Origin of the sequence: Aeromicrobium chenweiae, assembly GCF_003065605.1 — a bacterium.
In the GTDB taxonomy this organism is placed as follows: domain Bacteria; phylum Actinomycetota; class Actinomycetes; order Propionibacteriales; family Nocardioidaceae; genus Aeromicrobium; species Aeromicrobium chenweiae.
Genome location: NZ_CP026952.1, coordinates 410,238 through 436,605, shown reverse-complemented (window position 1 = coordinate 436,605; position 26,368 = coordinate 410,238). Strand labels below are relative to the sequence as shown.

The window sequence follows — 26,368 nt, the reverse complement described above, 5'->3', positions numbered from 1 at the left end:
TCCTGTTCTCGGAACCCCCCAGACCGATAAGCAAGGACGATGCAGTGGACGATGGCGACGGCAAATCGATCACAGAGCGACTGGCCACATGGCCGGGTCCCGCGGGCGCGCATCAGGAGCGACCCATCGGTGTCGGCATGGTCGGCCTGAGCGCGACCGGCGGATGGGGACGCGGGGCTCACCTGCCGGCGATGGCCGCCGCCGGCGGCTTCGAGCTCCGCGGGCTGGTGGCGCAGTCGGCCGCTTCAGGTGCTGCGGCAAGCGCCGTGCACGGCGCGCCGTCCTACGCATCCGTCGAAGAGTTGGCCGGCGCGGACGACGTCGACCTCGTCGTCGTGACCGTCAAGACCCCCCTGCACCGTGACGTGGTGCTGCCGGCACTCTCTGCTGGCAAGCCCGTCTTCTGCGAATGGCCCTTCGCGGTCGATCGTGACGAGGCGGAGAAGATGACGGCAGCGGCCAGGGGACTGTCGACGTTCGTGGGGCTGCAGGGACGCTCCACCCCCACCTTCAGGTGGTTGGCAGAGCTCGTGGCGCAGGGGTATGTCGGCGACGTGCTGTCCGCAAGCGTCCTTTCGACCGCCATCGAGTGGGGTACGCCCGTCTCGGACTCCATGCTGTACACGCTGGACCGCACCCAAGGGGCAACGATGCTCGGCATCGCGTTCGGGCACGCCATAGACCCCGCACTCATGGTCGTCGGTGAGCTCGGCGACGTCGTGGCCACCACCGCCGTCCGTCACCCGCACGTGCCGCTCGGCCGGACAGGACGCATGGTCGCCATGACCGCTGACGATCAGATCGCGATCTCGGGGTCGTTGCCGAACGGGGCGGTCCTCTCGGCTCATCAAAGAGGGGGCACGGCCGGAGGTCCCTCATTCTCCATGATCATCGACGGTACCGAGGGAACGCTCGAAGCGACCGCGGGCAACCATCCGCACCTCGCCCCGGTGTCCGTGCGCGGGGCACGGAAGGGTGAGAAGCTCACCGCGTTGTCGCTTCCGCCCGCGTACGACCGGTTCCCGCGCCTCGCCGGATCGGCGATCCACTCGCTGACCCATGCCTACGCTGGCATCCGAGACGAGCTTCACGGACACCGCCGCACCGTCCCCGACTTCGCCCACGGACTGAGGCGTCACCGCCTCCTGGACGCGATCGTCGAGTCCGCTGCCACCGGCCGCCGTGTCGATCTTCGGCCGCAGGCGTCCGCGCAGTCCCACCACACGTCATGAAAGACGCGCCTGTCGCCCACGCCAAGACGTCAACGCCTGCTGAATTCCACGACCCCATGACGGTCGAGATCTGGGCGGACATGGGATACCCCTGGTGCTACATGGGGAATCGCCGACTCGAAGCCGCTGCAGCCTCGTTCGCACGCGGTCGGTGACGAACTTCAACGTGAACCACCTCGGCATGACGACGTCAGGCGCAGCGGCCGCGGTGAGGCAGGCGGGTGGTCCGCGGTCGGGCGGCGGGACTGGCCCTGACCTTCGACACCATCCGCATCGCCAACTCACTGCTTGTCCACCAGCTCATCCACCACGCGAGGACCCAGGGCATGCAACGTCAGGTCAAGGACTCTGTTTGCCGCCTACTTCACGCACGGACGCAATGTGGCGAGTGTCGTTGAGCTGACACTCATCGATTCCACCTACGCGGTGGCAGGAGCCCAGAGTCCCGTTGTGATCGAAGCGGCCCTGAAGACGGCGTGGGCGACTCGTGCGGGAGCGTAGGCGACACCTGCCCGATGCGCTGGAATGCCCGCGATGGACCGGGCGTTGACACCACCGCTGCCAGAGCGTGCAGCACATTGCATACGAGTTGGTACAGATCACGTAGGATCCGCCCATGACCAATGTCCACCGCGCTTCCGCTGGCCGACCGAGGGAATTCGACCTCGACGAGGCGCTGGACTGCGCCGTCGAGGTCTTCTGGCGACAGGGTTACGAGGCGACGAGCCTGGCCGACTTGACGAACGCGATGCACATCGGCAAGCCCAGTCTGTATGCCGCGTTCGGCAACAAGGAGCAGCTGTTCAAGAAGGCGCTGGACCGCTACACGGAGGGGCCTGGCTCCTACGCGGTTCGCGCGTGGGCGAAGCCCACCGCTCGAGACGTGATCGACGCATTCCTCCGGGGCGCGGTGGAGGCCACCACGCGGCCGCTCAGCCCCCATGGCTGCTTGGGAGTGCAGGGAGCGCTGGCGAACAGTCGGGACGGCCAGGCGGCCCACGACCTGCTGGTGGAGTGGCGGGACGCCGCGCGAGTGGGTCTCGAGGGGCGATTCAGGCGCGCCCTCGAGGAGGGTGACCTGTCCCCCGGCACCGATCCTGCACGGCTGGCCCGCTACATCATGGCGGTGTCGTTCGGCATCGCGGTGCAGGCCGCCGGCGGGGCCGAGTTCGACGACCTCATCGGGATCGTCGACGAGGTCCTCCTCCATTGGCAGGCTTAGCACCTACCCGCACCGCCCGGCCGGGACGTCCTTGGACGGCGTGGCTGGCACGCCGAGCCTCACAACCGGCGTCGCCGGGACGACGAGTGCTGACAGCCGACGTGGAGGCTGTCCCCGACGTCCACCGGGAGACCCAGGAGCTCGCCGTCGACGGCAACCGCCTCGCGGCACGACTCATCAACACCCGAACCCCGGTCAAGGAATCGCTCGGCGTGCCTCCGAGCGGATCCAGCTTCGAGATCGCCGAGTTCGCGATCTACGAGGTCCGCGACGGACGCTTCATCCACATCTCCGCTCATCGCGCCGGCGCAACCCTGTTGAAGCAGCTGGCGGGCTGACCACCCACGGCTCGATTCGGCCGAGGAGCGAGCGCCGGCCATCGCCCGGGCGCGGGGGCGCCTCTCGCACCGAGAGATCCGTCCCCGTGCGACCGAGCTCCCGCGAGGATGCGCCACGATGCCGATGACGACCACGCCCTACGTCTCGTGACGTGTCGCAGCCGCCCTCTGACAGCGAACCGGCACGGACGTCACCCGTCGATGGCGCCCATGTTCTCCTCGTCGTAGCGTTCGCCTGCAGCCGGAGCCAGCGCGTTCAAGCGGGCAACCTGGTCGGCGGTGAGTGAGACCTGGTCGGCGAGCGCGTTCTCCTCGACCCGCTCCGCCCGCGTCGATCCAGGGATCGGCACGATGTCAGTCCCTTGCGCCAACAACCACGCCAGAGCGACCTGGGCCGCCGTGGCCTCGACCTCTTCGGCGACGGCTTGGACCTCGTCGACGATGCTCATGTTCCGCTCGAGATTGCCGCCGGTGAAGCGGGGGTTGGTACGACGCCAGTCGTCCTCGTCGAGATCGTCCAGCGAACGCAGCCTGCCCGTCAGGAAGCCGCGACCGAGCGGCGAGTACGGCACGAAGCCGATTCCGAGCTCGCGCAACGCCGGCAGGATCTGGGACTCGGGCTCGCGCGACCACAGCGAGTACTCCGACTGCACTGCTGCGATCGGATGGACCGCGTGAGCGCGTCGGATCGTGTCCAGTCCCGCCTCCGACAGTCCGATGTGACGCACCTTCCCCTCGGATACCAGCTCGGACAGCACTCCCACGACTTCCTCGATCGGGGTGTCGGGGTCCACCCGGTGCTGGTAGTACAGGTCGAGGTAGTCGGTCTGCAGTCGCTGCAACGATCCCTCGACAGCTGGCCGGATGTTGTCCGGGGAGCTGTTCGGCGCGCCGACCGGCAACGCGCGAGACGTGTGCGACACGAGGCCGAACTTCGTGGCGACCACCACCTGCTCCCTCCTGCCCTTGATGGCGCGCCCCAACAGCTCCTCGTTGACGTAGGGGCCGTAGGCCTCGGCGGTGTCGATGAGAGAGATTCCCAGCTCCACGGCACGATGAATGACGCGAACAGCGTCATCGTCCGACCTACCTGCCCCCGTGTAGAACGCGGACATGCCCATCACGCCCAGTCCGATCCGGGGCACCTCCAGCTCGCCTAGTCTGCTCGTCTGCATCTTCTTCCTCCCATGGGTATTAAATTCCGTTCGGTACAGAATCTAGCATGCGGCGACGGGCCTCTCGCCGTCAAACACCGGCCCCGAGAGCTCAGTCCCACGAGACGTGCCCAGGAACGCAGGCTCTCGCGTGCCGGACGCGCGGCGAACGCTTGGCGAACCGATCGGGAGTTCGCCGAGCCACCGCCACATTCCAGGCGCTCGTCCGTGCCCTCAACGCGCCACCACTCGAGTCACCGCCGAGCGGTCTCGCGCGGTACAGGAGCGGCGTCCGATCTGGCGAGATGCTGCATCAGGCTTCATTTCCGCTTTCACGGCGGTAGCTCGGATTCGAATCCCGTTGGGGGGTGCCACTCGACTCGATGTCGCCGTCTGGCGCCCTATGCTCGGAGGCGTGGGGACCACGAACCGCCCTCGAACGCTGATCTTCGACGTGCTCGGGACGCTCCTGGACGAGGACGCGGGCCTGCTGGCGGCAGCCACCGAGCTGGCCGGCCCCGAGCACGCCGCCGCCTTCGCGTCGTCCTGGCAGCAGGCCCACGCGGCCGCCCTCACGAACGTCCGCGACGGGGCGCGCCCGTACGTGTCGTACGAGGCCCTCCACGCGGAGGCGGTCGGCGCAGCGGCCGCCGAGACCGGCCTACCGGTCACCACCGCACAGGGTCAGGCGGCGTCGAGGTTCGGTCATCACCTGGAGCCGTTCGACGACGTCGTGGCCGGCCTCGACGAGCTCGCTCGCGACCACCGACTGGTCGGGCTGACGAATGCCGGGACCGCCCAGGCGTTCGCGATGTCCGGCCACGCGGGGCTTCGATGGACGACGCTCGTCTCGAGCGAGACCGTGGGCGCGTTCAAGCCCGATCCGCGCATGTACGCCCACGCCCGCACGTCACTCGCGCTCGACCCGGGCTCGTGCCTGTTCGTGGCGGCTCATCCCTGGGACCTCGACGCCGCTGCCGCCCACGGCTTCCGCACCGCGTACGTCGACCGGTCCGCCAGCACGTCCACCGAGATGGACGCCTACGGCCGGCGCTTCGACCACGCGGTCGCCGGCGTCGGCGGGCTCGCCGCGGCGTTGGCAGCCGACCTGCCGACCACGTAGGACGCCTCCCTCCTGCGTCACCGAGGTCGCCGGTCGCGCGCGGCCTGGCGCAGGGTGTGGGCGAACAACGGCGCCAGCCGCTTGGCGAACGTCGTCGTGAAGTGCAGGTCGTCGCGGATGGTCACCACGCGGTCGATGACCGGTTGGCACGTGCCGCGGCTGCAGTAGCGGTCGGTCGTCGGGACGAGGTGCACGCGCTCGGACCTCGCGACGAGGCTCGTGGTGCTGGGGAGCCGGGACCTCTTCCAGGTGCACGCCGACACGGACTGCTCGTCCATCAGGCACCCCACGACGTCGAACGGCGAGCGTTGCGGCGAGTCCACGAGCGCGACCCGCAGGCCGCCGTCCTTGAGCCGCCGGACGGTGCGGGTCAGCCCCTCGGCCGCCTCCCGGCGCTCGTCGCGCCTGCTGGTGAAGTCGGAGCCGTCCCGGTGCGAGACGAGACGGTCCAGGGCCCCCTGCGACATCCCTAGCAGCACCAGATCGGGCTTCTCGGCGATCGTGCGGTCGATCACGGCGTCGCGCCACCTCGTGCACTCGGTGAACTCCCCCGGCATGTTCTTGTACCTGCCCACGACGTCGGCGATCGTGCAGTCGGACTTCGTCCACGTGGTGACCGTCCACCGCTCCTGCCTGGCTGCCGCGCGGACGGCGGGTGTGCTGGCCGCGGCGATGGAGTCCCCGAGGACGATCACGGACCGGTCCCCCTTCTCCCAGGTGCAGTGGTCCCGGTCCGGGATCCGGGTCTCGTGGGTCGCGAGGCCGCAGTGGATCTCGAGGATGTCGTCCTCGTCCTCCGCCGCCTCGTCCACCGGCGGCCGGAGCCCCACGATCGTGTCGTCCACCGGCTCGGCCGGCACCGCGTGCCGCGAGGCCCCCGGCGCGTCCCGCTCCGGCGCGGGCGGGCGGGCGGTGATGACGAACTCCTGGTTCGCGACGTGCCGCGCCACGGGGACGACGGCGGCCAGCAGGACGACGCCCATCGCCACGGACACCACGGGCTTCGCCCGCACCCCGAGCAGGCGCGACCGGCGGATCGGGTCCTCCACCAGGTGGTACGTCGCGGTGGCGGCGAGGACGGCGCCCACCGCGAGCATCAGCTTCGTCCGCACGGAGTCGTCGTCGAGGTAGATCACGCCCAGGACGATGAACGGCCAGTGCCACAGGTACAACGAGTACGAGATGTCGCCGACGGCAGTCAGCGGCCTGAGGCTGAGGACGCGGGTGAACACCGTCGGCAGCTCCGTGCGGGCCGTGCCCCCGACGAGCAGGAGCACTGCCGCCGCGGTGGGAAGCACCGCCAGGAGGCTCGGATAGGCGTGGCCGGCCACGGTGCCACCGTCGGACAGGAAGACCAGCGACGCACCGAACAGCGCGAAGCCGGCGAGCGAGGCCGCGGCCGCCCATGGTCGGCCCAGCCCCCCGAGCCGGGGCGCGGCCAGGGCCAGCAGCCCGCCCGCGGCCAGCTGCCAGGCACGGGCGTGGGTGCCGAAGAACGCGTACGGCTGATTGCGTCCCGTCAGGTGGACGCAGTACGCGAGCGAGACGACCAGCACCGTGGCGAGCACGACACCGAGGAGCAGACGGGCATCGCGAACCCCCCGCGCGGCCCCAGCGGTGGCGACGCGGTGGCGCGCCACGAGAGCCGCGCCGAGGAACACGAGCGGGACCACGGCGTAGAACTGCTCCTCGACACCCAGGCTCCAGAAGTGCTGGATCGGCGAGAGCGCCCGGTCGGCGTCCAGGTAGTCGGTCTGCTGCTGCGCGAAGCGCCAGTTGGCGCCGAACGCCGTCGCCCACAGTGCGTCGATGCTCACCGGCTTGCGGTCCAGGAAGGGCAGGATCCGGCCCGACGCGACCACGGTGACGACCAGGACGAGGGCCGAGGCGGGGATGAGCCTCCTCGCCCGTCGTCCCCAGAACTGCGACAGCCGGATGCGGTGCGTCGTCTCCAGCTCCCGCAGGAGCAGGCCGGTGATCAGGAAGCCGGACAGCACGAAGAAGAAGTCCACGCCCACGAATCCGCCGGTGATGAACGGGACGTCCGCGTGGTAGAGCACGACGGCCAGGACGGCCAGCGCCCTCATGCCCTGGATGTCGGGCCGTGCCGGAGGGCGCTTCGTGGAGGTGTCGCCGCGGTGGGTGGCCTGGCTCACACAGTCCCTATGCCCAGTTCTTCTCCTTCATGTCACTCAACGCGTCTCCTCGGACGAGAAAAACCTGCCGAGCCGCCGACCAGCAGCGGGCGACGGGTGGGCATCGCGAAGCGGGCAGCTGAGGGGGGCTCCATGAGCTCACCGTCACGCGGTTGAGTTGGGTCCAGAGGGGTACTTTCGTCGGGTCTGTCGATCAACCGACGGGCGCCTGCACCACCGCGAGGAAGAACATGCCGCCAGAACTGACCACCACACCTGCCCGTGCCGCGGAGGCAGGGTGCTGACCCCCAAGGGACGTGGGTCCCTCAGCGAGACCGTCTTCGAGTCGATGCGCGCGTCGTCGCCGTCCTGGGACGACGCCCTGCGCACCCTTCCCGACGACGACGAGGACCTGCAGATCACCTTGTGGGCCCTGTACGAGCTGCACTACCGCGGCTTCGAGGACGTCGACGACGCGCGCGAGTGGCAGCCCGAGCTGATCGAGCTGCGCCGGTCGCTGGAGTCGTCGTTCGAGCAGCAGCTGCGCGACCGCGCCCCGGACACCTCGCCCGAGGGCGAGTTCGCAGAGACGCTCTTCTCGTTCGTGGCCGACCACGACGGCCCGTCCCTGGCGAAGTTCGTGCACCGTGACGCGACCAACGAGCAGGCACTGGAGCTGTTGCGCCTGCGCTCGATCTACCACCTCAAGGAGTCGGACCCGAGCGCCTGGCTCGTGCCCCGTCTCGGCTACTCGACCAAGGCCGCGCTCATGGAGCTGCAGTTCGACGAGTACGGCGGCGGGGACCCCACCAAGCTCCACGCGGCCCTGTTCGCCCGCGGCATGGACGACTGCGGGCTGCGCAACGAGTACGGCGCCTACATCGACGACGTCCCCCTGGAGGTGCTCGAGGAGAACAACGCGATGTCGCTGTTCGGCCTCAACCGCCGCCTGCGCGGTGCGTCCCTCGGGCACCTCGCAGCATTCGAGATCACGAGCAGCATCCCGTCGCGCCGCATCGCCCAGGGCTTCGAGCGCCTCGGCCTGCCCGCGTCGATGATCGGCTACTACACCGAGCACGTCGAGGCCGACGCCGTCCACGAGCAGCTGGCCGTGCGGACGATCTGCGGCTCGCTGCTGCAGGACGAGCCGGGGCTGCGCGACGACGTGTTCTTCGGTGCGTTCACGTGCCTCGACCTCGAGGACCGTTTCGCCCACCGCATGCTCAAGGAGTGGGCCGCATGACCGCCCCGGAGGAGCACCCCGACGTCATCCTCTGCGCGGACGGGCCGATGCTGGTGCGCGGCGACCACGTGATCCAGGACGCCGAGGGTCAGCTCCACCGCACGACACGTCCCATCAGCGCGGTGTGCCGGTGCGGCAAGTCCGCCTCGCAGCCGTGGTGCGACGGCACCCACAAGGTGATCCCGAAGCGCTAGGGAGCCGTCACTGCTGCCCGAGGGCGGCCACGTCAGCGCGTGAGTCGCGCCAGCACGCCTCGGTCGTACTGGCGCGTCTCGACCACCCGGATGTCGGAGCCCAGGACGTTCACCAGGTGCTCACCGATCGTCTCGGCCTGCTCCACGGAGCCCAGCTGCACGATGGCCGATCCGCCCGGCTCGAGGTGCCGGTCGATGACCTGGCACGCGGTCCGCGCGAGGTCCAGGCCGTCCGACCCGCCGTCGATCGCGATGTGCGGGTCCTCCGGGAACTCATGGATGCCCGCGGAGGGCACCCACGGCGGGTCCGCGATGATCAGCGGGAACGTCTCGGTGTCCTCGAGCACGTCGTCGATGCGGCCCTCACGGACCTCCACGCGGGCTGCGAGCCCGGCGGCATCGACGTTCTGCCGAGCCAGGACGCAGGCGACCGGGTTGAGGTCGACCAGCACGAGGTCCCGGTCCGATCCGGTCAGACCGGCCAGACCGATGTGCCCGACGCCGGCGAACAGCTCCAGCACCGGCCCGTCCGCTGCGTCCTCCAGCAGCTCGGCCGCCCACTCCGACTGCGCGATCGTCCAGGCCCGGGGTCGCAGGACGCGGTCGTCGAACGCGATGTGCAGACCTCCGAACTCGATCGTGTCCGTCGGCGTCGGGGCCGTCGCGGCGCTGGTCGAGTCGGTCTGGTCCATGTGTCCTCCTGCTGCGACGCGCGGTGCTGTCGCCCCCGACTTCTACCCGCCGGGGGGATTCGGAAACGCCTCGCCCGGGCGTCGGCCGGGGCGATCGCGTCACAGGATAGGCATGCCACCCGTCACGGCGATGCGCGCCCCCGAGACGTACGACGCCTCGTCGGAGGCCAGCATCACGTAGACCGGGGCCAGCTCGGCCGGCTGCCCCGCGCGGCCGATCGGGGACATCTCGTCGAACTCGTCCACGACGTCGGGCGGCATCGTGGTGGGGATCAGCGGCGTCCAGATGGGTCCGGGGGCGACGCTGTTGGCACGGATGCCCCGATCGGCGAGCAGCTGCGCCAGGCCGGCCGTCATGTTGGCGATGCCGGCCTTCGTGACGTCGTACGGGATCAGCTCGGGCATCGGCATGTCGGAGTTGATCGACGACGTGCCGATGATGGACGAGCCGTGCGGCATGTGCGGCAGGGACGCCTTCACGAGGTGGAACATCGCGCTCAGGTTGGTCGCGATGATGCGGTCCCACTCCTCGTCGGGGATCTCCTCGAACGTCTTTCGGTACATCTGGACCGCGGCATTGTTGACCAGCACGTCGACCCGCCCGAAGTGCTCCACCGTCTGGGCCACCATGGCACGACAGTGCGCGGGGTCGACGAGATCTCCCTTGACCAGGATCGCCGTACGTCCTGCCCGCTCGACCCACTGCTGGGTGTCGGCGGCGTCGTCGTCCTCGCTGAGGTAGCCGATCACGACGTCCGCACCCTCGCGGGCGTACGCGATGGCCACGGCCTTGCCAATGCCGCTGTCGGCCCCGGTGATGATCGCCACCTTGCCGAGCAGGCGACCGGTGCCCCGGTAGGAGTGCTCGCCGTGGTCGGCGGTGGGCTGCAGATCGCTCTCGTGGCCGGGCAGGTCCTGGGCTGGCGAGTCGGTCATGGGTTCCTCCTGAGCGGCAGTGTGTGCTGGTGCACTACCCCGTCCGGAGCCCGCTCACACCGCCGTGGACGAGCCGCCCCACCGGCCGCCATTTCTCAGGATCTCTTCAGGAAACGGATCTTGAAAGCAGGGCTGCTCGGATCTATAACCATCCGTGAGTTGGGTCGAGTCGACTCAACTATGACGAGAGGAGAACTTGCCATGAACTCGATGACTTTTGATCCTTTCAGCGGCCTCGACCGCCTGGCGCAGGACCTGACGACGCAGCTGCGCACCGGCCCGCGCGCCGTGCCGGTCGACCTGTTCAAGGAGGGCGATCGCTACGTCCTGAGCGCCGACCTGCCGGGCGTCGACCCGGGGTCGATCGACATCGACCTCGACGGGCACCTGCTGACCATCCGCGCCGAGCGCACCGCCGCGGCGCACGAGGGCGTCCAGTGGATCACCCGTGAGCGCCGTCCCGGCAGCTACCTGCGTCAGTTCACCCTCGGCGAGGGCGTGGACACCGAGCGCATCTCGGCGAACTACGACAACGGGGTGCTGTCCGTGGTCATCCCGCTCGTCGAGCGGGCCAAGCCGCGCAAGATCCAGGTCGGGTCCGCCGACGAGCAGACCTCGATCTCCGCGTAGCCCGCAGCACGAGTGCCCGCCCGACACGTGTCGGGCGGGCACTCGTCATTCACCGGGCGATGCGCCCTCGGGCGGGTTCTCGCGGACCTCGTGCTGCGGATCGGGTGCCAGGCCCGGATCCGGGTCGGCCGGCCGGCGCTCGATCGGGTCGGACGGCTCGACGTCGTCGCGCGGGTCCTCGGGCGTGGCGGTCATGACGGCTCCTCCTCGGTCTCGAGACGCTTGAGCGGACGGACGGCGGGCCCCTCGATCACGGTGCCGTCGGCGGCGAAGCGCGATGAGTGCAGCGGGCAGTCGTACGTCTTCTCGTTGTCGTTCCAGGTGAGCACGCCGCCCAGGTGCGTGCAGATCGCGCGCACCGCGCACGTCGTCCCGTTCACGGTCGAGGTCCCCACCGGCACGATCCCCCGGCGGCCGACGGCGCCCTCACCCTCGGCGGGCTGCGCCGGTGCCGTGCGCGTCTCTGCGCTCACGGCGGCCGTCGCGGCGGCGGCCGCCACCTTGGCGTTGATCACGCCCAGGTGGGCGGCGCCCGAGGGACGCGTGACGCGGGTGCTCATGACCTTCTGCCAGCTCGGCTGCTCGTCCAGGATCTGCGCCGAGATGCTGCGGGCGGCCATGATGCCGGACGTCATGCCCCACTTGTCGAACCCCGTGGCGACGAAGACGCTGCCACCACCGCGGGGCATCGGTCCGATGTAGGGCACGGTGTCGTGCGACTGGTAGTCCTGCGCGGACCATGCGTGGGTCTCGACCGCTCCGGGGAAGTGGCGCGCCGTCCACTCCCGCAGCTGGTCGACCTTCGCCCGCTCCGACGACGTGCGGCCCACCGGGTGACCGGCGCCGCCGATCAGCAGCTTGCGCCCCCCGTCCGCGGTCGGGACGTCCCGGACGGACCTGCTGGGCGATCCTGCTGAGAGGTACATCCCGTCCGGGATCGTCTCCGCCGGCGCGTCGTACGCGAGGGCGTACGAGCGTGTCGGCTCGAGCTTGGCGAAGTAGAGGCTCCGGTCCAGGATCGGGTAGCCGGTGGCGAGCACCACCGTGTCGGCGTGCAGCGTCGAACCGTCCTCCAGCGTCACGGTGCGCCGACCGGACCACGACACGTCCATGACGCGTACGCCCTGGTGCACCGATCCGCCGTGGGAGCGGATCTGCTCGACGAGCGCGGAGAGCAGGTCGAGGGGGTCGATCTGCGCCTGGTCGCGCAGCACGACCGCGCCGAAGCTCGGGAACGGGACGTCGAGGTTCGCCATCGCGAAGGTGGGCAGCCCGACGGCCTGGGTCGCCTCCAGCTCCTGGGTGACCGTGGCCGCCTGCTCGGGCGACGACGCGTACGTCACCGCGTCCCGCACCTGGTAGGGCACGTCGTGGTCGTCGCAGAAGCGCAGCATCCACTGCTGTCCCTCGAGGCTGCCCTCGATGTACGCACGCGCGACGTCCTGCGACTGGTACCGCAGCATCGTCGACATCTTGGTGCCCTGCAGCAGCGAGACCTTGGCCGTGGTGTTGCCCGATGCGAGCGAACCGACCACTCCCGCCTCGAGCACCGCGACCCGCCGGCCTGCCCGTGCGAGCAGCAGCGCCGTGGTCAGGCCGGTGATGCCTGCACCGACGACGATGTCGTCGAGATGGTCGCCGGCCGGCAGGGGCTCGTCCGCGATCGGCTCGGGACGGTCCAGCCACAACGAGGTCGTCGAGCTCGTGGCCGGCTTCATCGGACGCTCCGGTCGCGCAGGAGGTCGTGGGTCGTGACGGGATGAGCTGCCCGCCGAGTGCTGGAAGCGATCATGCGCGGCCTGTACCCCGGTGTGCCGGGGCGCAACCGCCCGTCGTCCCGTTCGGGCCGGCGGCTCAGTCGCGGGTGTCCTCGTCGCGTCCGGCGTCCGAGCGGATCTCGCGGGCGTCGGCGACGTCGGACTGGTGCTTCTTCTCCGCCTTCTCGATGTTCCGGGTGTCGCGCGGCGGCAGCTGGATCGTCTCCTCCGCGGCGATGCCCGCCTGGAGCTGTCGGCCCCGCTCGAGCTCGGCGTCGAGCTCGCCGCCGAAGAGGAGCGCCAGGTTGGTGATCCACAACCACAGCAGGAACACGATGACCCCGGCCAGCGAGCCGTACGTCTTGTCGTAGCTCGCGAAGGTCGCGACGTAGAGACCGAACAGTGCCGATGCCACGATCCACGTGACGATCGCGAAGACCGCGCCGACGCTGATCCAACGGAACTTCGGCTGCTTGATGTTCGGGGTGGCGTAGTACAGCACGGCGACGATGATCACGACGATCAGCAGGACGACCGGCCACTTGGCGATGTCCCACACGAGGATCGCCGTCGAGCCCAGCCCGATCTGATCGCCCACGGCCTCGGCGACCGGGCCGGTCAGCACGAGCGCGAGCGCGGCGATCGCGACCAGGATGATCGCGACCAGGGTCACGAGGAGCTGGATGGGACGCAGCTTCCAGATGGGGCGCCCCTCGCCGATCTCGTAGACCCGGTTCATCGCCCGACCGAACGCCCCGACGTAGCCGGACGCGGACCACAGCGCTCCGAGGACGCCGATGACCAGAGCGAGGCCGGCCCCCTGAGAGCTCGTCAGCCGCTCGATGGTCGGCCGGAGGGTGTCGACCGCCGAGGAGGGACCGATCTGGTCGACGATCTTCAGCAGCGAGTCGACCGTGCTCTGACCCTGGCCGAACACGCCGAGCAACGAGACCAGCGCGAGGAGCGCGGGGAACAGGGCCAGCACCGCGTAGTAGGTCAGCGCGGCCGCCAGGTCGGTGCACTGGTCCTTCGAGAACTCCCGGAGAGTCTTCTTGGCGACGTAGATCCAGGACCTCTTGTGCAGGTCCGCGGGCGATTCGGGCTTGCGGTCGTCGTCGGGGTCGATCGCTGTGCGGTCGCGTGCCTCGGCTGCGCTCATCGTGGTCCCCCTGGGGTTCGGGGCGACGCTCGACGCCCGGTGTCACGCAGGAAGGTCCTGCCCCCTTTCGATACCCGGCCTGTCCGCCGGGAAACAGCCTGGGACCGGATGGGTGACCAGCGTCACGGCCCTCGGGGCACGACGTCGTGTTTGAGCGACCCGCACGGTGGGTAAAGACATGGTGTTCGAGAGACCCGAACCCGAGGGGAAACCCTGGGCGGCGGGATCCGGACGACTCACCACGAAGAGGGCGGACCCCGGGCTTACGCAGACCGAACGGTCCGCCCCTTCAGGTGTGGGCTCCGGTCATCCGTCCCGGACCGAGCCCTCCGCCTTGCCGAACACCAGGCGGACCTTCTTGCCCCGCATCGAGACGTAGTCCTGCAGCAGGACCCAGCCATCGTCCTGCAGGCGGGTGATCGTCTGCATCATCTGGGTCACACCGACCTCGAGGGCCCGCATCTGGCGGTACGTCAGGTCGGACACACGGCGATCGTACTGTCTCGCGGTGCCCCGGTGACCAACGAGAGGCGCGGTATCAGTCGTCCGGACGGGGGTACGTCCCCGGCAAATCGACACAGGAGCTGACGACATGGACGACCCCACCCCGACACTCGCCCGGCCGCTCGGACTCGTGACAGGCGCATCCTCCGGGATCGGCCGGGAGCTCGCCCGCGAGCTCGCCGAGCGTGGCTACGACCTGGTGGTCGTGGCCGAGGACGACGCCATCCACGACGTGGCCCGCGAGCTCGACGCGATCACCTCGGCCCGGGCCGTGCAGGCAGACCTCGCGACGACCGCGGGCAACGAGGCGACCCTCGCCGCGCTCGACGCGGACCCCCGACGGCCGGCCGTCGCCGCGATCAATGCCGGCATCGGCGTCGGGGGACCGCTGGTGGACACCGACCTGGACGCCCACCTGCGACTGGTGGCGCTCAACGTCACGTCGACGGTGCACCTGGGCAAGGAGCTGGCCGAGCGGATGGTGGCCGAGGGCGACGGACGGCTGCTGTTCACGTCGTCGATCGCGTCCCAGATGCCCGGTCCTCTGAACACGACCTACGCGGCGTCCAAGTCGTTCGTGCAGTCCTTCGCCGAGGGGCTCAGGCAGGAGCTCGCGGACTCCGGCGTGACGGTCACCGCCCTCATGCCGGGGCCCACCGACACCGAGTTCTTCGACCGTGCGGGCCTGGACGGCACGCACATCGACGAGGGTCACAAGGACAGCGCAGAGCAGGTCGCACGTGAGGGCGTCGACGCGATGCTGGCGGGACGCGACCACGTCGTGCCGGGCACCCGCATGAACGCCCTCCAGGCTGCGCTCTCGGCGCTGCTGCCGGACTCCCTCACGGCGAAGCTGCACGGGAAGATGAACTCCCCCACGTGACCTCGGGTGGCCCCTGGGGCTGCAGATCGGCCAGCCGCTCGGCGAGCGCGAGCGCGTCGAACGGGGCCCGCACCTTCACGTCGTTGTCGAAGTACGCGTAGACGTCCGTGCCCGCCTCGGCCCATCCCCGCATCAACGCGGCCCACTCGTCGAGCGCGTCCGGCCCGTAGCCGCTCGTGTAGAGCTCGGTGTCGCCGTGCAGGCGGACGTACGCGAAGTCCGTCGTCACCTCCTTCAGCAACGGCCAGCGACCCGCCGTGTCCGCCACGACCACGGCGATCCCGTGCTCCCGCAGCAGGTCGAGGAAGGCCGGGCTCAGGTACGAGTCGTGCCGCACCTCCAGAGCGTGCCGGACCTCGCGGTCGGCGTCCGTCTCGGTCCACGACCGGCCCGCGACCCGCTCGTCGTGCTGCGCCGCCAGCTGGGCGGCAGCCGTCGTCGTGCGTGGGAGCAGGTCGAAGAAGTGCGCGAGCCGCGCCGGGTCGAACCCGAGGTTCGGTGGCAGCTGCCACAGCACCGGACCGAGCTTGTCGCCGAGGGCGAGCGGTCCCGAGGCGAAGAAGTTCGCCAGCGGCTGCTCGACGTCGCCGAGCTTCTTCATGTGGGTGATGAAGCGCCCACCCTTCACGGCGAAGACGAACCCCTCCGGGGTGCGCTCGCGCCAGCCGCGGTAGCTGTCGGGACGCTGCAGCGAGTAGAAGGAGCCGTTGATCTCGACGCTGGACAGTCGTTCGGCGACGTGCTCGAGCTCGTCCTTCTGCCGAAGGCCCGGCGGGTAGAACACCCCGCGCCACGGCGGATAGGTCCATCCGGAGATGCCGATCCGGACCGTTCCCGCGGTCGTCCTGGGCACGTGGGTCCTTTCCGTCGACGAGTCGACCTCGGGGTGCCCCGAACCCGTCACCTGAAGCGGTTCGCCGCCCGATGATCGACATCACCCCACCCGTGTTGCCGTCCCGGCGGGCGACCGACACGATGGGTCCCGTGGTCGTGCGCAAGCTGGCAGTCGAGGAAGAGATGTTCCTGGTGGATCCCGGGACCGGGCAGCTGGTCGCCTCGTCCCACCGGGCCGTCGCCCAGGCCCCGTCGGAGGACACCATCGAGCAGGAGCTGTTCCTGCAGCAGGTGGAGACGCAGTCCGACCCGCACGTGCGGGTCGCGGACGTCCTGGCGGACCTGCGGGAGGCGCGTCGGGGTGCTGCGAAGGCGGCGGAGGGGGTCGGCGCGCGGCTGGCCGCCATGCCGACCCCGATCCTGCCCGACGACGAGGGCGAGCTCACCCCCAAGAAGCGATATGCCCAGATGATGGCGCGGTTCGGCCGCGTGGGGCGGGAGGCGCTCGCGTGCGGCACGCACGTGCACGTCGACATCGCGGACGACGAGGAGGGCGTCGGCGTGGTGGACCGGATGCGGCCCTGGCTCCCGTTGGTCCTCGCGATGTCCGCCGGCTCACCGTTCGACCTCGGCATCGACACGTCGTACGCGAGCTGGCGCGCGGAGATCTGGGACTCGTGGCCGTCCGCCGGGCCGGTCGAGCCGTTCGGCGACGCGGCCGGCTACGAGCGGGCCGTCGCCGCGATCGTCGCCTCCGGAGCCGCGCTCGACGACGGCATGCTCTACTTCGACGCCCGGCTGTCGCGCGGCTTCCCCACCGTAGAGATCCGCGTCGCGGACATCTGCACGGACCTGCGGGACACCGCGCTCGTCGCAGCCGTGTGCCGCGGGCTGGTCGAGACCTGCGCCGAGGCATGGCGTGCCGGCGCCCCGGTCGCGCCATGGCGCGTCGACCTGCTCCGCGCCGCCCGTTGGCAGGCCCGCCGCCACGGCCTGGCCGGCTCTCTCCTCGATCCATCCACGGCCGCACTGGTGCCTGCGGCGGACGCGCTCGCTGCGCTGGTCGCCTTCGTCACCCCGGCGCTCCGGGAGGCCGGCGACCTCGAGCTCGTGGAGGACGGCATCGCCCGCCTCCTGGCCGACGGCACCGGCGCGCAGCGGCAGCGCCAGGCCGCAGGGCCGGACCTGGACCTGCGTGCAGTCGTGGACGACATCCTCGAACGCACCGCTGCCTCCCACCGCGACTGACGCGACGGGAGGCAGCTTCGGGCGTACGGATCAGGGCTGGAAGAGCACCTTGATCGCGCCGTCTTCCTTCTTCTGGAACATCGCGTACGCGGCCGCGGCGTCGTCGAGCGGCACATGGTGGGTCGCGAACGTCTCGAGTCCCAGCGGGTCCGCGTCGTCCATCGCGAGCGGCAGCAGGTCGTCCTGCCAGCGCTTCACGTTGGCCTGGCCCATGCGCAGCGTGAGCTGCTTGTCGAAGATCATCTGCATCGACAGCGGGTCCGCGGCTCCTGCGTAGACACCGCTGATCGACACCGTGCCACCACGACGGACGGCCTGGAACGCCAGGTTGAGCGCTGCCAGCCGATCGGTGCTCGCGTGGGTCATCACGGGGCGGGACAACGCCTTCGGCAGCAGGCCGACGACCTTCTGCGCGGCCTCCGCGACGCCGGAGCCGTGTGCCTCCATGCCGACGGCCTCCATGACCGCATCGGCTCCGCGGCCCGACGTCTTGTCGAGGATCGCCGCGACGGGGTCGCCGTCCTTGAGGTTGATGGTCTCGACCCCCAAGGACGCCGAGCGGGCGAGGCGCTCGGGGACCAGGTCGACGCCGATGACCCGGACGTCGCGCAGCAGCGCGATCCGGGCGGCCATCTCACCGATCGGTCCCAGCCCGACGATGACGAGCGTCTCGCCGGCCTGGATGCCCGAGTACTCGATGCCCTGCCAGGCCGTCGGAGCCACGTCGGAGAGGTAGACGAAGCGGTCGTCGCTCGGCCCCTCCTCGACCTTGATCGGGTTGTAGTTGCCGTGCGGCACCCGCAGGAACTCCGCCTGGCCGCCGGGCACCGCGCCGTAGAGATCGGTGTAGCCGTACAGGGCGGCGCCCATGCCGTACTCGCGGACCTGTGTCGTCTCGCACTGCGTCTGCAGACCGCGCTCGCACATGAAGCACGAGCCGCACGCGATCTGGAACGGGATGACGACGCGGTCGCCGAGCTGGAGGTTCGTGATGTCCGATCCCCGCTCCACCACGCGACCCATGGGCTCGTGACCCAGGACGTCACCGGGGTGCAGGAAGGGTCCCAACGGGTCGTACAGGTGCAGGTCGGAGCCGCACAGACCCGACGTCGTCACCTCGATGATGATGTCGTCCGGCTCGATGATCTTCGGGTCCGGAACGGTCTCCACGCTCACGTTCTGCTTGCCCTGCCAGGTCAGTGCCTTCATGTGGTGCCTCTCGTGATTCGGGCGGATGTCGGTGTGCGCGGGCGGCTCGCGCCTGCCTCGCGTCACAGCAGTGGTGCCCGACTGTCGCGGTTTCAACCGCCGTTCGGCCCAGCAGTGACCCAACCGGCACGACCCCGGACGCGTGGTCCGGGGTCGTGACGGTGCGATGTCCGGCCAGTCGGCCGGGGGCAGCTCAGCTGCCCGGCTGGTCGGCGAAGTCCTCGCCGCCGGGCGGGACGGGCGCCTCGGGCCCGGTGGCGGGCTCCTCACCGGTCTGGACGGGGTCGAAGTCGTCCCCCTGTCCCTCGTCCGCTCCGGGCTGCGGATCCGGCTCGATGGGCGTCTCGCTCATGGTGGTTCCTCTCGTCGTGAGCCACCCACGTACCCACGCCGGCCCCACGTAACCCGGGCTCGCGTCACTCCGCGCGGGTGTTGGCCTCACGCTGGACGACGATGGCCTCCGCCACTGCGGCGAGGCGGCGGTTCTCATGCTGCGAGATCCGGCGGAGGAACTCGAACGCGGCCTGCGCGTCGACGCTGAACTTCTCCATCACGATGCCTTGGGCCTGGCCGATCGTGGTCCGTGTGTCCAGCGCCGTCGTGAGCCCCTCGGCCCGTTCGGCCGCCGCGAACGCTGCCGTTGCGTGCGCCGCCAGCATCTCCGCGACCTCGGCGTCGGCCGGCGCGAACGCGTCGGGCCGGTCGGCGTAGATGTTGAGCGAGCCGAACCCCCTGTCGCGGGTCGCCAGTCGTACGCCGACCGCGCTGTGGATGCCGATGGCGGCCGCCGCGGGGCCCCAAGCCGGCCAGCGACCGTCGCGCTCGACATCGGTCATCACATAGGTGGCGTGGCCGGTGATCGCGTCGAGGCAGGGGCCCTCGTCCAGCTCGGCCTGCAGCTGGTGCGCCCGGTCCACCCGTCCGCTCGTGGCGGCGGGGGTCTCGACCTGCGACCGGGACGCGATGCGCATGATCCCTGCGTCGTCGGCTCCCAGCAGCGCGACGGCGTGCTCGGACACCCGGTGGAGCATCGTGCCGGGGTGGCCGTCCTGCTCGAGCTCCAGGGCCATGTCCGCGAGCTTGCGTGCCACGTCCATGGGGATCCCTGCTTCCGTCGGTGATCCCAGTCTATGCGCGGGGGATCTCGCCCAGGCTGAGATCAGGTCGCGGACGCACGAGGCGTGCGGGGTGCCGCCACCTGCCGCGGTCCGTCGAGCTGTCGACCGACACCTCCACCACGAGCGTCGGTGCGACCAGGGTGACCGGTCGCTGGTCACCCCTTCCCCACCGCGTGCCCGTCGCCCCGCCGTCGCGCCACGGGTGCGTGTCGTCGGCCTGGTCCAGCAGCCCGTCCAGGCCTGAGCGCAGCTGGGGGCTGAGCTGGGTCGTCGTCCCGACCATCTGCAGCTCCCCGGACTCGTCGAGACGTCCCAGGACGAGATGCTCGGGGGCCTCGGGCGGTCCGGCCACGGCCCCGACGACGGCCTCGGCGGTGTCGCGCACCCGGTACTTCAGCCAGTCGCGGGCACCGCCTCGGTACGTCGTGCCGAGGCCCTTGACCACGAGCCCCTCGATGCCGACGTCAGCCGCGACGTAGTCCTCGAGCCACTCGCGGGCCTGCTCGACGTCGGTGGTCTGCGGGGACAGCTGGATCGCGCCGTCCGGGTCGTCCAGCACCGTCTCGAGCAGCTCCCGGCGCACCGCCAGGGTTCGCGACCGGATGTCGATGCCGGCGACCGCGAGCACGTCGAAGGCCACGAACGAGGCGGGTCGGCGCCGGAACCCGTGGTTGCTGCCTCGACCGAGACGCCGTTGGAGCTCACCGAAGTCGAGCGAGCCGTCGGACCACACGACGAGCTCGCCGTCGACGACCAGACCGGCCGGCAGCTGCTCCGTGGCCGCGGCGGCCACGTCGTCGAAGGCGTCGGTGATGTCGTGGCCCCGCCGCGACTGGACGCGGCACCCGTCGTCGTCGACGAACAGGAGCGCGCGGTAGCCGTCGAACTTGGGCTCGTACGCGCATCCACCCGGCAACGCGCCCTGCTCGGGCAGCGCCGAGACGTGCCGGGCCAGCATGGGGTCCTGCGGGAACGAGAGCACGGCGTCAGCGGGGCGTCTGGGAGTCGCGCACGACACGGCCCGCCCACCCCGTGAGGCTCTCCCCCTCGTCGTGGGCGTCGTGCACGAGGCGCTCGTAGGCGTCAGGCATGGAGAGGCCGTGCCGGTCGGCCAGCACTCCCTTGGCCTGCTCGATGACGACCCGCTCGCCGAGCGCCTCCTGGACCCGCTGGGCCAGCTCCTCGGGGGAGACGTCACCGTGCTGGATCAGGAGCATGGACGCGATGTCGGCGAACGCGCGAGCGACCGTTCCCTCGGTCGTCGTGAACCTCGGGCGGCCGGACCTCCGGAACAGCCCTATTGCGCCGACAGAGGACGTGTTGATCCGCAGCGGGAGAGCGTGCACCGACTCGAAGCCCGCATCGATCATCGCCTGCCCGAACTGCGGCCAGCGGTGCACCAGGGTCTCCTTGGAGTGCTCGTCGACCGACTCACCGGTCGCGTGTGCCTCGAGGCACGGCCCCTCGCCGTCGTTCAGCTGGTACATCTCCAGCTCTGCTGCCGCGTGGCTGGAGGTCACCAGCAGCTCCAGGGCTCCGTCGTGGACCCCGAGGAGGATCCCGCTGGCGTCGACGTCGAGTCCGGCCTCGCAGTGGGTCAGCAGGTCGATGAGGGCACCCGTGGTGTCGTGGGTGCGGGTCATCGACGACGAGGCGTCGGCCAGTGCCAGGGCGGCGCGAGCGGCATCCATCGGTCAGTCACCCTCGATCGTGAAGTGTCGGAAGTCGATCTGCCGCTCGATGACCTCTTGGGCGACCTCGAGAAGCGTGGACTCGTTGGCGAACGCCTGACCGCGAAGCAGCGCCATCGCGTCCTCCGGACGTACGCCGACCTGGGAGATGATCATGCCGGTCGCCTGATGGACCTGGGCGCGCGAGGACCACGCCTCCGTCCCGGCCTGCCGCTCCGGGGCCAGTCGCGGGTCCTGCACCAGTGCGGCTCCCATCGCGACACCGAGGAACTCCGCCGTCACGGGATCGACCCAGAAGCTCTCGCCCGAGCCGTACACCAGCAGCGCCCCGACCGGGTCACCGTACGGTTTCAAGGGCAGCGTCACGACGCGGCCGCTGAAACCCAGCCGCCGGCCGTGCTCGTGCATCAGCGGCCACCTGGCCTCGTGACCGGGCGAGAAGTCCGCCAGCTGGACGAGGTTCTCGCGGTAGGCGTCCTTCGTCGGGCCCTCGCCCACGACGTCCTGCACGTCCTCGAGCTTGCTCGCGAGCGGGTCCGTCGCCGCCAGGACCACGAGGGTCCGGCTCGGGGTCATGACCGTCAGCGCCGCACCGTCGGCGTCGAGCATGCGTCGTCCGGCCTCGCACAGACGTTCGGCACCGGGCTCCATGTCGTGGAGGTCGGACAGGACCGCGGCCAGGCGGGCGATCAGTCGCTCGTGAGTCTCCGCCATGCCAGAACCTCCCTCGAGTCATGTCCTTCGACCGTACCCGTCCCACGCCTCACCGCACGTCCCCGTACGATCCGTCGGCCCGTCGACGCACCAGGCCGCGCTCCTCGAACGCGGTGAGCCAGCCGGTCATCGGCCACTCCCCCCAGCGCTCGTGGAACAGCGTCGCGTTGCGCACCACGTCCTCGACGTGCTCGACCGGTGGCGTGCTCACGGGATGATGCTGGTGGAACGCCCGGGCGTCGCCGACCCACGTCAGCGCCGTGCCGAGACCCTCGGCGCGACGGGCGAAGTCGGTGTCCTCTCCCCCGTAGCCGACGTACGCCTCGTCGAAGCCGCCGATGTCGTACCAGGCCTCGTGGGACAGGGCGAAGGACAGCGACCAGAACAGCTCGTAGCCGTGGCGGGTCCGCTCGACCGTGCCGGCCGGTGGCGCCGGGCGCGCCGCGTGCGGCTCCGCGAGCGAGTCGAGGTCCGTCAGGTCGTACCCGCCCGCGGGAGGCGGCGGCAGGTACGTGACCGGGCCGCACAGCAGGTCCCGGCAGGTGACGGCGTGCGTCGCGGCCGCGGCGTAGGCCGCCAGCAGGGGCTCCGCCGGGACGCAGTCGACGTCGAGGAACACCAACGTCGTCGCTCCCGCGGCGATCGCGGTCTGGGCGCCGATGTTGCGGGCGCGGGCGAGCGGCAGGTGGCGGCCCGATCGCGCGAGATGGACGATCCGGCGGGGCCACGGGACCGGGTCCAGGTCCTCCTCCAGGGCGAGGTCGTCCATCGCGACCACGACGTGGAGGTCCGGTCGGTGCGTCGAGCGGTGGAGCCCGGCCTGCTGCAGCGCGAGATGATCGTGCCGACCGTGCACGATCGTGATGACGGCAAGCATCAGTGGCGGCCCATCGGCGCGCGTGCGAGCTCCTCGGCGATGACCTGGCCCATGCGAGCGGCGCCCTTGCCGTCGCTCCACGCGGACCAGCCGGAGCCGTCCAGGGCGGCGGTCCGCTCCAGCAGCTCGCTCCAGCCCGACGTGGGGATCCCCTCGGGGAACACGCTCACCGGGAAGCGGTCGTCCGCCGCGAGGGCCGCGGCCATCGAGTCCTGCTCGCCGAACGGTCGCGGTCGGGGCACGACGATCGCGGGACGCCGGGCCGCCGCCACCTCGGCGATCGCGTTCTGGCCCGCGTGCGTCACGACGACGTCCGCCGCGCAGAGCGCCTCCCACGGGTCGTCGACCCAGCCCGCGCCGGGACCCAGGACGTCCCACGTCCAGCCGGGTGTCGCCGCGCGAGCAGCAGCGAGGTCCCACGCGTCCGCTCCCTCGTCCCCCGCACCCGCCAGCACGAGCACGCGCCGCTCCCCGTCGTGCGGGCGCGAGACGACCTCCCGCCCGTCGAACCGGGAGAGGCCGCCGACGCAGGTCAGGCGGTCGTGGTGGGCTTCGAGCCCGTCGACCATGCCAAGGACGTCGGACGGCCAGGCAGCGACCACCCGCCGGGCCACCGAGTGGACGAGGTCGTGGGCCGAGTCGCGACGGTCCCCGGGCAGGACCGTCGTGACGACCGGCGTCCCGTGCAGGCGGGCCAGCAGCGAGACCTCGACCGAGATGTCCACCACCATGAGGGCCGGCTCGACGTGGGCTATCCACGCGGAGATCTCGGCCATGCGCGCGGACAGACCGGCGTCCATCTCCGGGACCCAGTGCAGGCGGCCGCGGGCGCTGGCGTCGACCGGCGCGGGACCCTCGTCGTCGCGCGGCAGCTCGAGCCAGGGCCCCGTCCACTCGGGCGGGCGGGGCAATGAGCTCATGCCGACCACGACCGTGTCGGTTGCCGCCGCGACGGACATGGCCCGGTGCAGGTGTCCGCGCCCGTGGTGGTGCACGTAGTAGCCGATCATGCGGCACGCCCCCCGGCCGCGCGCTCGTACACGTCCTCGTACGCCGAGACCATGCGCTCGGCACCCAGGTGGCGCACGGCGTGCTTGCGCACGTCCGCCCGGTCCAGCACGCTGGCCTGCCCGATCGCGATCGCCAGCGCCCCCACGTCGTCCGGGGTCGCCAGCGCCCCGGTGCAGCTGGTCACGATCTCCGGGAGCGCACCGCGCCGGAACGCCGCGACGGGAGTCCCGCACGCCATGGCCTCGGCGGCGACCAGCCCGTACGGCTCGTCCCACACCGGTGAGACGACCGCGACCGCAGCTCGTCCGACCAGATCCACCAGCTCGGTCGTGCCGAGGTGCCCGACGTAGCGGACCCGGTCGCCCAGCAAGGGCTCGATCTCCCGGGCGAAGTACGTCTCGTCCTGGCGGGGGCCGGCGACGTCGACGTCGAGGCCGGCCGCCAGCGCTGCGCGCACCGCGAGGTGGGGAGCCTTCTCCGGCACGATGCGTCCCGTCCAGACCGCACGGGCACCGCCCGGTCCGGGTGTCCAGCGCGTGGTGTCGATGCCGTTGAGGACCACCTCGGCCGCCACGGCGTGTGCCCACGCGCTGGCCGTGTGCCGGCTCACCGCCACGAACCTCGTGGGCGTCCGGGTCACCATGAGCGCGGACTCCAGCCAGGGCACCGGAGGGGTGTGCAGCGTCGACACCATCGGCAGGTCGACCAGCTCGGCCATCGCGATCGGGAGGTGGTGCAGGGAGTTGTTGTGGATGACGTCGAAGCGGTCCTTGCCGGTCCGCGCGAGCTCCATCATCAGGCCGAGGTACGCATGGTGCTCAGCCATCCAGACCTCCGGCATGGCCCCCACGTCACGCCGTGCGGCCGGGCTCGGCTCGAACGGGACGATGGCGAGCTCCTCGACGTGCAGGCGGGGGTCGGAACCCGGCGCCGCGAAGACGCTGACGCGGTGTCCACGCCCCATGAGGTGCTCGGCGAGCAGCGCCGTGTGGGCCTCCATGCCGCCGTGGAACGGCTCACCCACCGGGAACCGGCTCGACGCGATCAGGCAGATCCTCATGGGCGGACGAGCCGCGTGTAGAGCGCGCGGTGGGCCTCGGCCACGTCCGCTCGCTGGCGGTCCCGCTCCCCCAGGTCCAGCAGCGGCGACGGCCGGTCCTGGGCCTCGCGGACGGCGCGCACGAGGTCGTCGGCGTCGAAGGTCGTCTCGTCCATGCGGTACGTGTGCACCGGCGCCTGGTCGGCGTAGAACCCGCAGCTGGGGGCGATGACATCGGTCCCCAGGTCCCGGCAGGCCTCGAGCCAGCCCGAGTGCGTCCCGTGACGGTACGGCAGCACCGAGACGTCGAGGCTGCCGAGGTAGGTCCACAGGTCGGCGTCGGAGAAGAAGTCGTGGACGCGCAGATCGATCTCGTCACCGAGGTCGGTGAGCATCGCGGCCAGCCGGGCGTCGAAGCGGGCCCCACCGGGCTCGAGGACGTCCCGGTGGCCGTTGACCTGCAGCACCGCGTCCGGCAGCTCGCGCGCAGCTCTCACGAGGGCGGGGACGACCGCCTCGGCGTCCATGCACGCCCGCAGGCTCTTGAGGTGGACGCCGAGGCGGAACTCGCCCGTGCGGCCGGCCCGCTCCCGGCGGATCCGGGCAGCGACGTCCAGCTCTACGACGTGCGGGTGCGGGATGACGGTCGCCGACCGTCCCCAGCGTCGACGGATCTCGGCTGCCGCGCCCGACGTGAGCGTGACGAGCTCGTCCGCCGCCGGGACCAGCACGTCGAGCTGCGCATCGTGCGCCCGCCGGTCCGTGTGGTGCGGGTTGCGCAGGTCGTGCACCGTGAAGACGAAGGGCTTGCCGTTCGAGCGCAGGGCCGCCACGACCTCGCGCAGCTGCTCGGGCGAGGACGCGTCGAAGCCGAAGTGCAGGTGCAGGACGTCGAAGTCGTCGGCGTGGCGGGAGATCCAGTCGGGGTCGAGCATCACCGGGGGCCACCACTGGGACGCCTCCGGGGCGCTTCCCGGGGGACGCGGGTCGGGCAGCCGCTCGATGCCCGCGTCGTCGTCACCGGCCGACGACAGGTGCCGGACGTACACGTGCGACGACGGGATCGACGCGATGCGGACGGCCGACGACCCCGTGGGGGTGGCGGATCGGGTCTCGTGAGTGGCCGAGTGCAGCATGACGTCCTTCTCGTGGGCGAGGTGGAGCGACCTTCTGCACTCCGCCGCCGTGTACCCCGACGTCCGGGCTTGAATCAGGCCCCGCGAATCGGCCTCAGGGCGCCTCAATCGGGGTCCGAGACGAGGTCTCCGTCGTCGTCCAACGGGAACTCCTCGGGCTCCTCAGGCGGCTCGGGCGCTCCCGGGGTGGGGTCGGGCTGCGCCCCGGTGTTCGGGTCCGGGAAGTCAGGCATCTCGGTCATGGTTCCTCCTCAGTCCTGCCGGATGGGTGGGCGGATCAGCACCCGCG

At 70.8% G+C, this 26,368-nt stretch carries 29 protein-coding genes; 9 read left to right on the top strand and 20 right to left on the bottom strand.

Annotation, left to right across the window (positions count from 1 at the left end; all coding sequences use genetic code 11):
• Window positions 1-44 precede the first annotated feature (44 nt).
• The 3 genes from C3E78_RS02160 (at window position 45) to C3E78_RS02150 (ending at window position 2,792) form a co-directional block, all read left to right on the top strand.
• Window positions 45-1,232 (top strand): Gfo/Idh/MocA family protein, encoded by a 1,188-nt coding sequence (locus C3E78_RS02160; RefSeq protein WP_243834206.1) that lies wholly within the window; start codon window positions 45-47, stop codon window positions 1,230-1,232.
• A 616-nt stretch (window positions 1,233-1,848) separates the two neighbouring features.
• Window positions 1,849-2,454 carry a TetR/AcrR family transcriptional regulator gene (locus C3E78_RS02155; protein ID WP_108576765.1) on the top strand — a complete coding sequence of 202 codons (606 nt, stop codon included), beginning with the start codon at window positions 1,849-1,851 and terminating at the stop codon, window positions 2,452-2,454.
• Between the two features lie 86 nt (window positions 2,455-2,540).
• Window positions 2,541-2,792 (top strand): ester cyclase, encoded by a 252-nt coding sequence (locus C3E78_RS02150; protein ID WP_199906911.1) that lies wholly within the window; start codon window positions 2,541-2,543, stop codon window positions 2,790-2,792.
• 191 nt (window positions 2,793-2,983) lie between these two features.
• Here the strand turns inward: C3E78_RS02150 and C3E78_RS02145 are convergent, their stop codons facing one another.
• Window positions 2,984-3,967, bottom strand: a complete 984-nt coding sequence (locus C3E78_RS02145; RefSeq protein ID WP_108576763.1) for an aldo/keto reductase — start codon at window positions 3,965-3,967, stop codon at window positions 2,984-2,986.
• Between the two features lie 394 nt (window positions 3,968-4,361).
• On the opposite strand from C3E78_RS02145, the gene C3E78_RS02140 reads away from it, so the two are divergent.
• Entirely contained in the window at window positions 4,362-5,069 is a 708-nt protein-coding gene (locus C3E78_RS02140; protein ID WP_159085779.1) for a haloacid dehalogenase type II, read from the top strand.
• Between the two features lie 17 nt (window positions 5,070-5,086).
• On the opposite strand, the gene C3E78_RS02135 is transcribed toward C3E78_RS02140, so the two are convergent.
• Window positions 5,087-7,225, bottom strand: a complete 2,139-nt coding sequence (locus C3E78_RS02135; protein ID WP_108576761.1) for an acyltransferase family protein — start codon at window positions 7,223-7,225, stop codon at window positions 5,087-5,089.
• 277 nt (window positions 7,226-7,502) lie between these two features.
• Here C3E78_RS02135 and C3E78_RS02130 point away from each other — a divergent pair, with 277 nt between their 5' ends.
• Together C3E78_RS02130 and C3E78_RS02125 are read left to right on the top strand one after the other, a co-directional pair.
• Entirely contained in the window at window positions 7,503-8,447 is a 945-nt protein-coding gene (locus tag C3E78_RS02130; protein WP_108576760.1) for an iron-containing redox enzyme family protein, read from the top strand.
• Window positions 8,444-8,641 (top strand): CDGSH iron-sulfur domain-containing protein, encoded by a 198-nt coding sequence (locus tag C3E78_RS02125; protein WP_108580708.1) that lies wholly within the window; start codon window positions 8,444-8,446, stop codon window positions 8,639-8,641. Before C3E78_RS02130 ends, C3E78_RS02125 begins: the two co-directional genes overlap by 4 nt.
• A 32-nt stretch (window positions 8,642-8,673) precedes the next feature.
• On the opposite strand, the gene C3E78_RS02120 is transcribed toward C3E78_RS02125, so the two are convergent.
• Both C3E78_RS02120 and C3E78_RS02115 read right to left on the bottom strand, forming a co-directional pair.
• The gene (locus C3E78_RS02120; RefSeq protein ID WP_108576759.1) at window positions 8,674-9,333 is read right to left on the bottom strand and encodes a methyltransferase; all 660 of its coding nucleotides are present in this window, start codon (window positions 9,331-9,333) and stop codon (window positions 8,674-8,676) included.
• 99 nt (window positions 9,334-9,432) lie between these two features.
• Window positions 9,433-10,269 carry an SDR family oxidoreductase gene (locus tag C3E78_RS02115; protein ID WP_108576758.1) on the bottom strand — a complete coding sequence of 279 codons (837 nt, stop codon included), beginning with the start codon at window positions 10,267-10,269 and terminating at the stop codon, window positions 9,433-9,435.
• Window positions 10,270-10,479: 210 nt separating this feature from the next.
• Between C3E78_RS02115 and C3E78_RS02110 the strand changes: the two genes are divergently transcribed.
• The gene (locus tag C3E78_RS02110) at window positions 10,480-10,899 is read left to right on the top strand and encodes an Hsp20/alpha crystallin family protein (protein ID WP_235833745.1); all 420 of its coding nucleotides are present in this window, start codon (window positions 10,480-10,482) and stop codon (window positions 10,897-10,899) included.
• Between the two features lie 45 nt (window positions 10,900-10,944).
• Here C3E78_RS02110 and C3E78_RS18125 read toward each other — a convergent pair whose 3' ends face one another.
• The 4 genes from C3E78_RS18125 to C3E78_RS02095 all read right to left on the bottom strand — a co-directional run bounded on the left by C3E78_RS18125 (window position 10,945) and on the right by C3E78_RS02095 (window position 14,301).
• On the bottom strand, window positions 10,945-11,094 hold the full coding sequence (locus C3E78_RS18125; protein WP_159085778.1) for a hypothetical protein: 150 nt from the start codon (window positions 11,092-11,094) through the stop codon (window positions 10,945-10,947).
• A complete protein-coding gene (locus tag C3E78_RS02105) occupies window positions 11,091-12,617 on the bottom strand; it encodes an FAD-dependent oxidoreductase (RefSeq protein ID WP_108576756.1) in 1,527 nt (508 codons plus the stop codon). Before C3E78_RS02105 ends, C3E78_RS18125 begins: the two co-directional genes overlap by 4 nt.
• A 136-nt stretch (window positions 12,618-12,753) precedes the next feature.
• Complete coding sequence (locus C3E78_RS02100) at window positions 12,754-13,815, bottom strand: YihY/virulence factor BrkB family protein (RefSeq protein WP_108576755.1); 1,062 nt, start codon at window positions 13,813-13,815, stop codon at window positions 12,754-12,756.
• Between the two features lie 306 nt (window positions 13,816-14,121).
• Window positions 14,122-14,301, bottom strand: coding sequence for a hypothetical protein (locus C3E78_RS02095; protein ID WP_108576754.1), 180 nt, complete (start codon window positions 14,299-14,301; stop codon window positions 14,122-14,124).
• A 106-nt stretch (window positions 14,302-14,407) separates the two neighbouring features.
• Between C3E78_RS02095 and C3E78_RS02090 the strand changes: the two genes are divergently transcribed.
• Window positions 14,408-15,202, top strand: coding sequence for an SDR family NAD(P)-dependent oxidoreductase (locus C3E78_RS02090; RefSeq protein WP_108576753.1), 795 nt, complete (start codon window positions 14,408-14,410; stop codon window positions 15,200-15,202).
• Here the strand turns inward: C3E78_RS02090 and C3E78_RS02085 are convergent.
• Window positions 15,162-16,055: a DUF72 domain-containing protein gene (locus C3E78_RS02085; protein WP_199906909.1), complete on the bottom strand. Its 894-nt coding sequence runs from the start codon at window positions 16,053-16,055 to the stop codon at window positions 15,162-15,164. The two genes, C3E78_RS02090 and C3E78_RS02085, sit on opposite strands and share 41 nt — an antisense overlap.
• A gap of 131 nt (window positions 16,056-16,186) precedes the next feature.
• Here C3E78_RS02085 and C3E78_RS02080 point away from each other — a divergent pair, with 131 nt between their 5' ends.
• On the top strand, window positions 16,187-17,284 hold the full coding sequence (locus C3E78_RS02080; RefSeq protein WP_159085777.1) for a carboxylate-amine ligase: 1,098 nt from the start codon (window positions 16,187-16,189) through the stop codon (window positions 17,282-17,284).
• 30 nt (window positions 17,285-17,314) lie between these two features.
• Here C3E78_RS02080 and C3E78_RS02075 read toward each other — a convergent pair whose 3' ends face one another.
• The 11 genes from C3E78_RS02075 to C3E78_RS18115 form a co-directional block, all read right to left on the bottom strand.
• Complete coding sequence (locus tag C3E78_RS02075; protein WP_108576751.1) at window positions 17,315-18,493, bottom strand: alcohol dehydrogenase catalytic domain-containing protein; 1,179 nt, start codon at window positions 18,491-18,493, stop codon at window positions 17,315-17,317.
• A gap of 193 nt (window positions 18,494-18,686) precedes the next feature.
• The gene (locus C3E78_RS18120; RefSeq protein WP_159085776.1) at window positions 18,687-18,845 is read right to left on the bottom strand and encodes a hypothetical protein; all 159 of its coding nucleotides are present in this window, start codon (window positions 18,843-18,845) and stop codon (window positions 18,687-18,689) included.
• 64 nt (window positions 18,846-18,909) lie between these two features.
• Window positions 18,910-19,590, bottom strand: a complete 681-nt coding sequence (locus tag C3E78_RS02070) for a GAF and ANTAR domain-containing protein (protein WP_108576750.1) — start codon at window positions 19,588-19,590, stop codon at window positions 18,910-18,912.
• Between the two features lie 31 nt (window positions 19,591-19,621).
• Window positions 19,622-20,593 carry an ATP-dependent DNA ligase gene (locus C3E78_RS02065; RefSeq protein ID WP_199906908.1) on the bottom strand — a complete coding sequence of 324 codons (972 nt, stop codon included), beginning with the start codon at window positions 20,591-20,593 and terminating at the stop codon, window positions 19,622-19,624.
• A 4-nt stretch (window positions 20,594-20,597) separates the two neighbouring features.
• Window positions 20,598-21,302: an ANTAR domain-containing protein gene (locus C3E78_RS02060; RefSeq protein WP_108576748.1), complete on the bottom strand. Its 705-nt coding sequence runs from the start codon at window positions 21,300-21,302 to the stop codon at window positions 20,598-20,600.
• 3 nt (window positions 21,303-21,305) lie between these two features.
• A complete protein-coding gene (locus C3E78_RS02055) occupies window positions 21,306-22,016 on the bottom strand; it encodes an ANTAR domain-containing protein (protein ID WP_108576747.1) in 711 nt (236 codons plus the stop codon).
• A gap of 49 nt (window positions 22,017-22,065) precedes the next feature.
• Complete coding sequence (locus tag C3E78_RS02050; protein ID WP_199906907.1) at window positions 22,066-22,893, bottom strand: glycosyltransferase family 2 protein; 828 nt, start codon at window positions 22,891-22,893, stop codon at window positions 22,066-22,068.
• Entirely contained in the window at window positions 22,893-23,903 is a 1,011-nt protein-coding gene (locus tag C3E78_RS02045; protein WP_108576746.1) for a glycosyltransferase, read from the bottom strand. The genes C3E78_RS02050 and C3E78_RS02045 overlap by 1 nt, the downstream gene beginning before the upstream one ends.
• A complete protein-coding gene (locus C3E78_RS02040; RefSeq protein WP_108576745.1) occupies window positions 23,900-24,964 on the bottom strand; it encodes a glycosyltransferase in 1,065 nt (354 codons plus the stop codon). Before C3E78_RS02040 ends, C3E78_RS02045 begins: the two co-directional genes overlap by 4 nt.
• Window positions 24,961-26,079, bottom strand: a complete 1,119-nt coding sequence (locus C3E78_RS02035; protein WP_108576744.1) for a glycosyltransferase — start codon at window positions 26,077-26,079, stop codon at window positions 24,961-24,963. The genes C3E78_RS02040 and C3E78_RS02035 overlap by 4 nt, the downstream gene beginning before the upstream one ends.
• Window positions 26,080-26,183: 104 nt before the next feature.
• Window positions 26,184-26,321 carry a hypothetical protein gene (locus tag C3E78_RS18115; protein ID WP_159085775.1) on the bottom strand — a complete coding sequence of 46 codons (138 nt, stop codon included), beginning with the start codon at window positions 26,319-26,321 and terminating at the stop codon, window positions 26,184-26,186.
• Window positions 26,322-26,368 lie beyond the last annotated feature (47 nt).

What these genes read in the sequence shown, in the direction of transcription:
- C3E78_RS02155 (WP_108576765.1), top strand. Translation starts at nt 1,849, where the DNA reads ATGACCAATGTCCACCGCGCTTCCGCTGGCCGACCGAGGGAATTCGAC.
- C3E78_RS02145 (WP_108576763.1), bottom strand. Translation starts at nt 3,967, where the DNA reads ATGCAGACGAGCAGACTAGGCGAGCTGGAGGTGCCCCGGATCGGACTG.
- C3E78_RS02125 (WP_108580708.1), top strand. Translation starts at nt 8,444, where the DNA reads ATGACCGCCCCGGAGGAGCACCCCGACGTCATCCTCTGCGCGGACGGG.
- C3E78_RS02120 (WP_108576759.1), bottom strand. Translation starts at nt 9,333, where the DNA reads ATGGACCAGACCGACTCGACCAGCGCCGCGACGGCCCCGACGCCGACG.
- C3E78_RS02115 (WP_108576758.1), bottom strand. Translation starts at nt 10,269, where the DNA reads ATGACCGACTCGCCAGCCCAGGACCTGCCCGGCCACGAGAGCGATCTG.
- C3E78_RS02110 (WP_235833745.1), top strand. Translation starts at nt 10,480, where the DNA reads ATGACTTTTGATCCTTTCAGCGGCCTCGACCGCCTGGCGCAGGACCTG.
- C3E78_RS18125 (WP_159085778.1), bottom strand. Translation starts at nt 11,094, where the DNA reads ATGACCGCCACGCCCGAGGACCCGCGCGACGACGTCGAGCCGTCCGAC.
- C3E78_RS02105 (WP_108576756.1), bottom strand. Translation starts at nt 12,617, where the DNA reads ATGAAGCCGGCCACGAGCTCGACGACCTCGTTGTGGCTGGACCGTCCC.
- C3E78_RS02100 (WP_108576755.1), bottom strand. Translation starts at nt 13,815, where the DNA reads ATGAGCGCAGCCGAGGCACGCGACCGCACAGCGATCGACCCCGACGAC.
- C3E78_RS02090 (WP_108576753.1), top strand. Translation starts at nt 14,408, where the DNA reads ATGGACGACCCCACCCCGACACTCGCCCGGCCGCTCGGACTCGTGACA.
- C3E78_RS02075 (WP_108576751.1), bottom strand. Translation starts at nt 18,493, where the DNA reads ATGAAGGCACTGACCTGGCAGGGCAAGCAGAACGTGAGCGTGGAGACC.
- C3E78_RS18120 (WP_159085776.1), bottom strand. Translation starts at nt 18,845, where the DNA reads ATGAGCGAGACGCCCATCGAGCCGGATCCGCAGCCCGGAGCGGACGAG.
- C3E78_RS02070 (WP_108576750.1), bottom strand. Translation starts at nt 19,590, where the DNA reads ATGGACGTGGCACGCAAGCTCGCGGACATGGCCCTGGAGCTCGAGCAG.
- C3E78_RS02060 (WP_108576748.1), bottom strand. Translation starts at nt 21,302, where the DNA reads ATGGATGCCGCTCGCGCCGCCCTGGCACTGGCCGACGCCTCGTCGTCG.
- C3E78_RS02055 (WP_108576747.1), bottom strand. Translation starts at nt 22,016, where the DNA reads ATGGCGGAGACTCACGAGCGACTGATCGCCCGCCTGGCCGCGGTCCTG.
- C3E78_RS02050 (WP_199906907.1), bottom strand. Translation starts at nt 22,893, where the DNA reads ATGCTTGCCGTCATCACGATCGTGCACGGTCGGCACGATCATCTCGCG.
- C3E78_RS02045 (WP_108576746.1), bottom strand. Translation starts at nt 23,903, where the DNA reads ATGATCGGCTACTACGTGCACCACCACGGGCGCGGACACCTGCACCGG.
- C3E78_RS02040 (WP_108576745.1), bottom strand. Translation starts at nt 24,964, where the DNA reads ATGAGGATCTGCCTGATCGCGTCGAGCCGGTTCCCGGTGGGTGAGCCG.
- C3E78_RS02035 (WP_108576744.1), bottom strand. Translation starts at nt 26,079, where the DNA reads ATGCTGCACTCGGCCACTCACGAGACCCGATCCGCCACCCCCACGGGG.
- C3E78_RS18115 (WP_159085775.1), bottom strand. Translation starts at nt 26,321, where the DNA reads ATGACCGAGATGCCTGACTTCCCGGACCCGAACACCGGGGCGCAGCCC.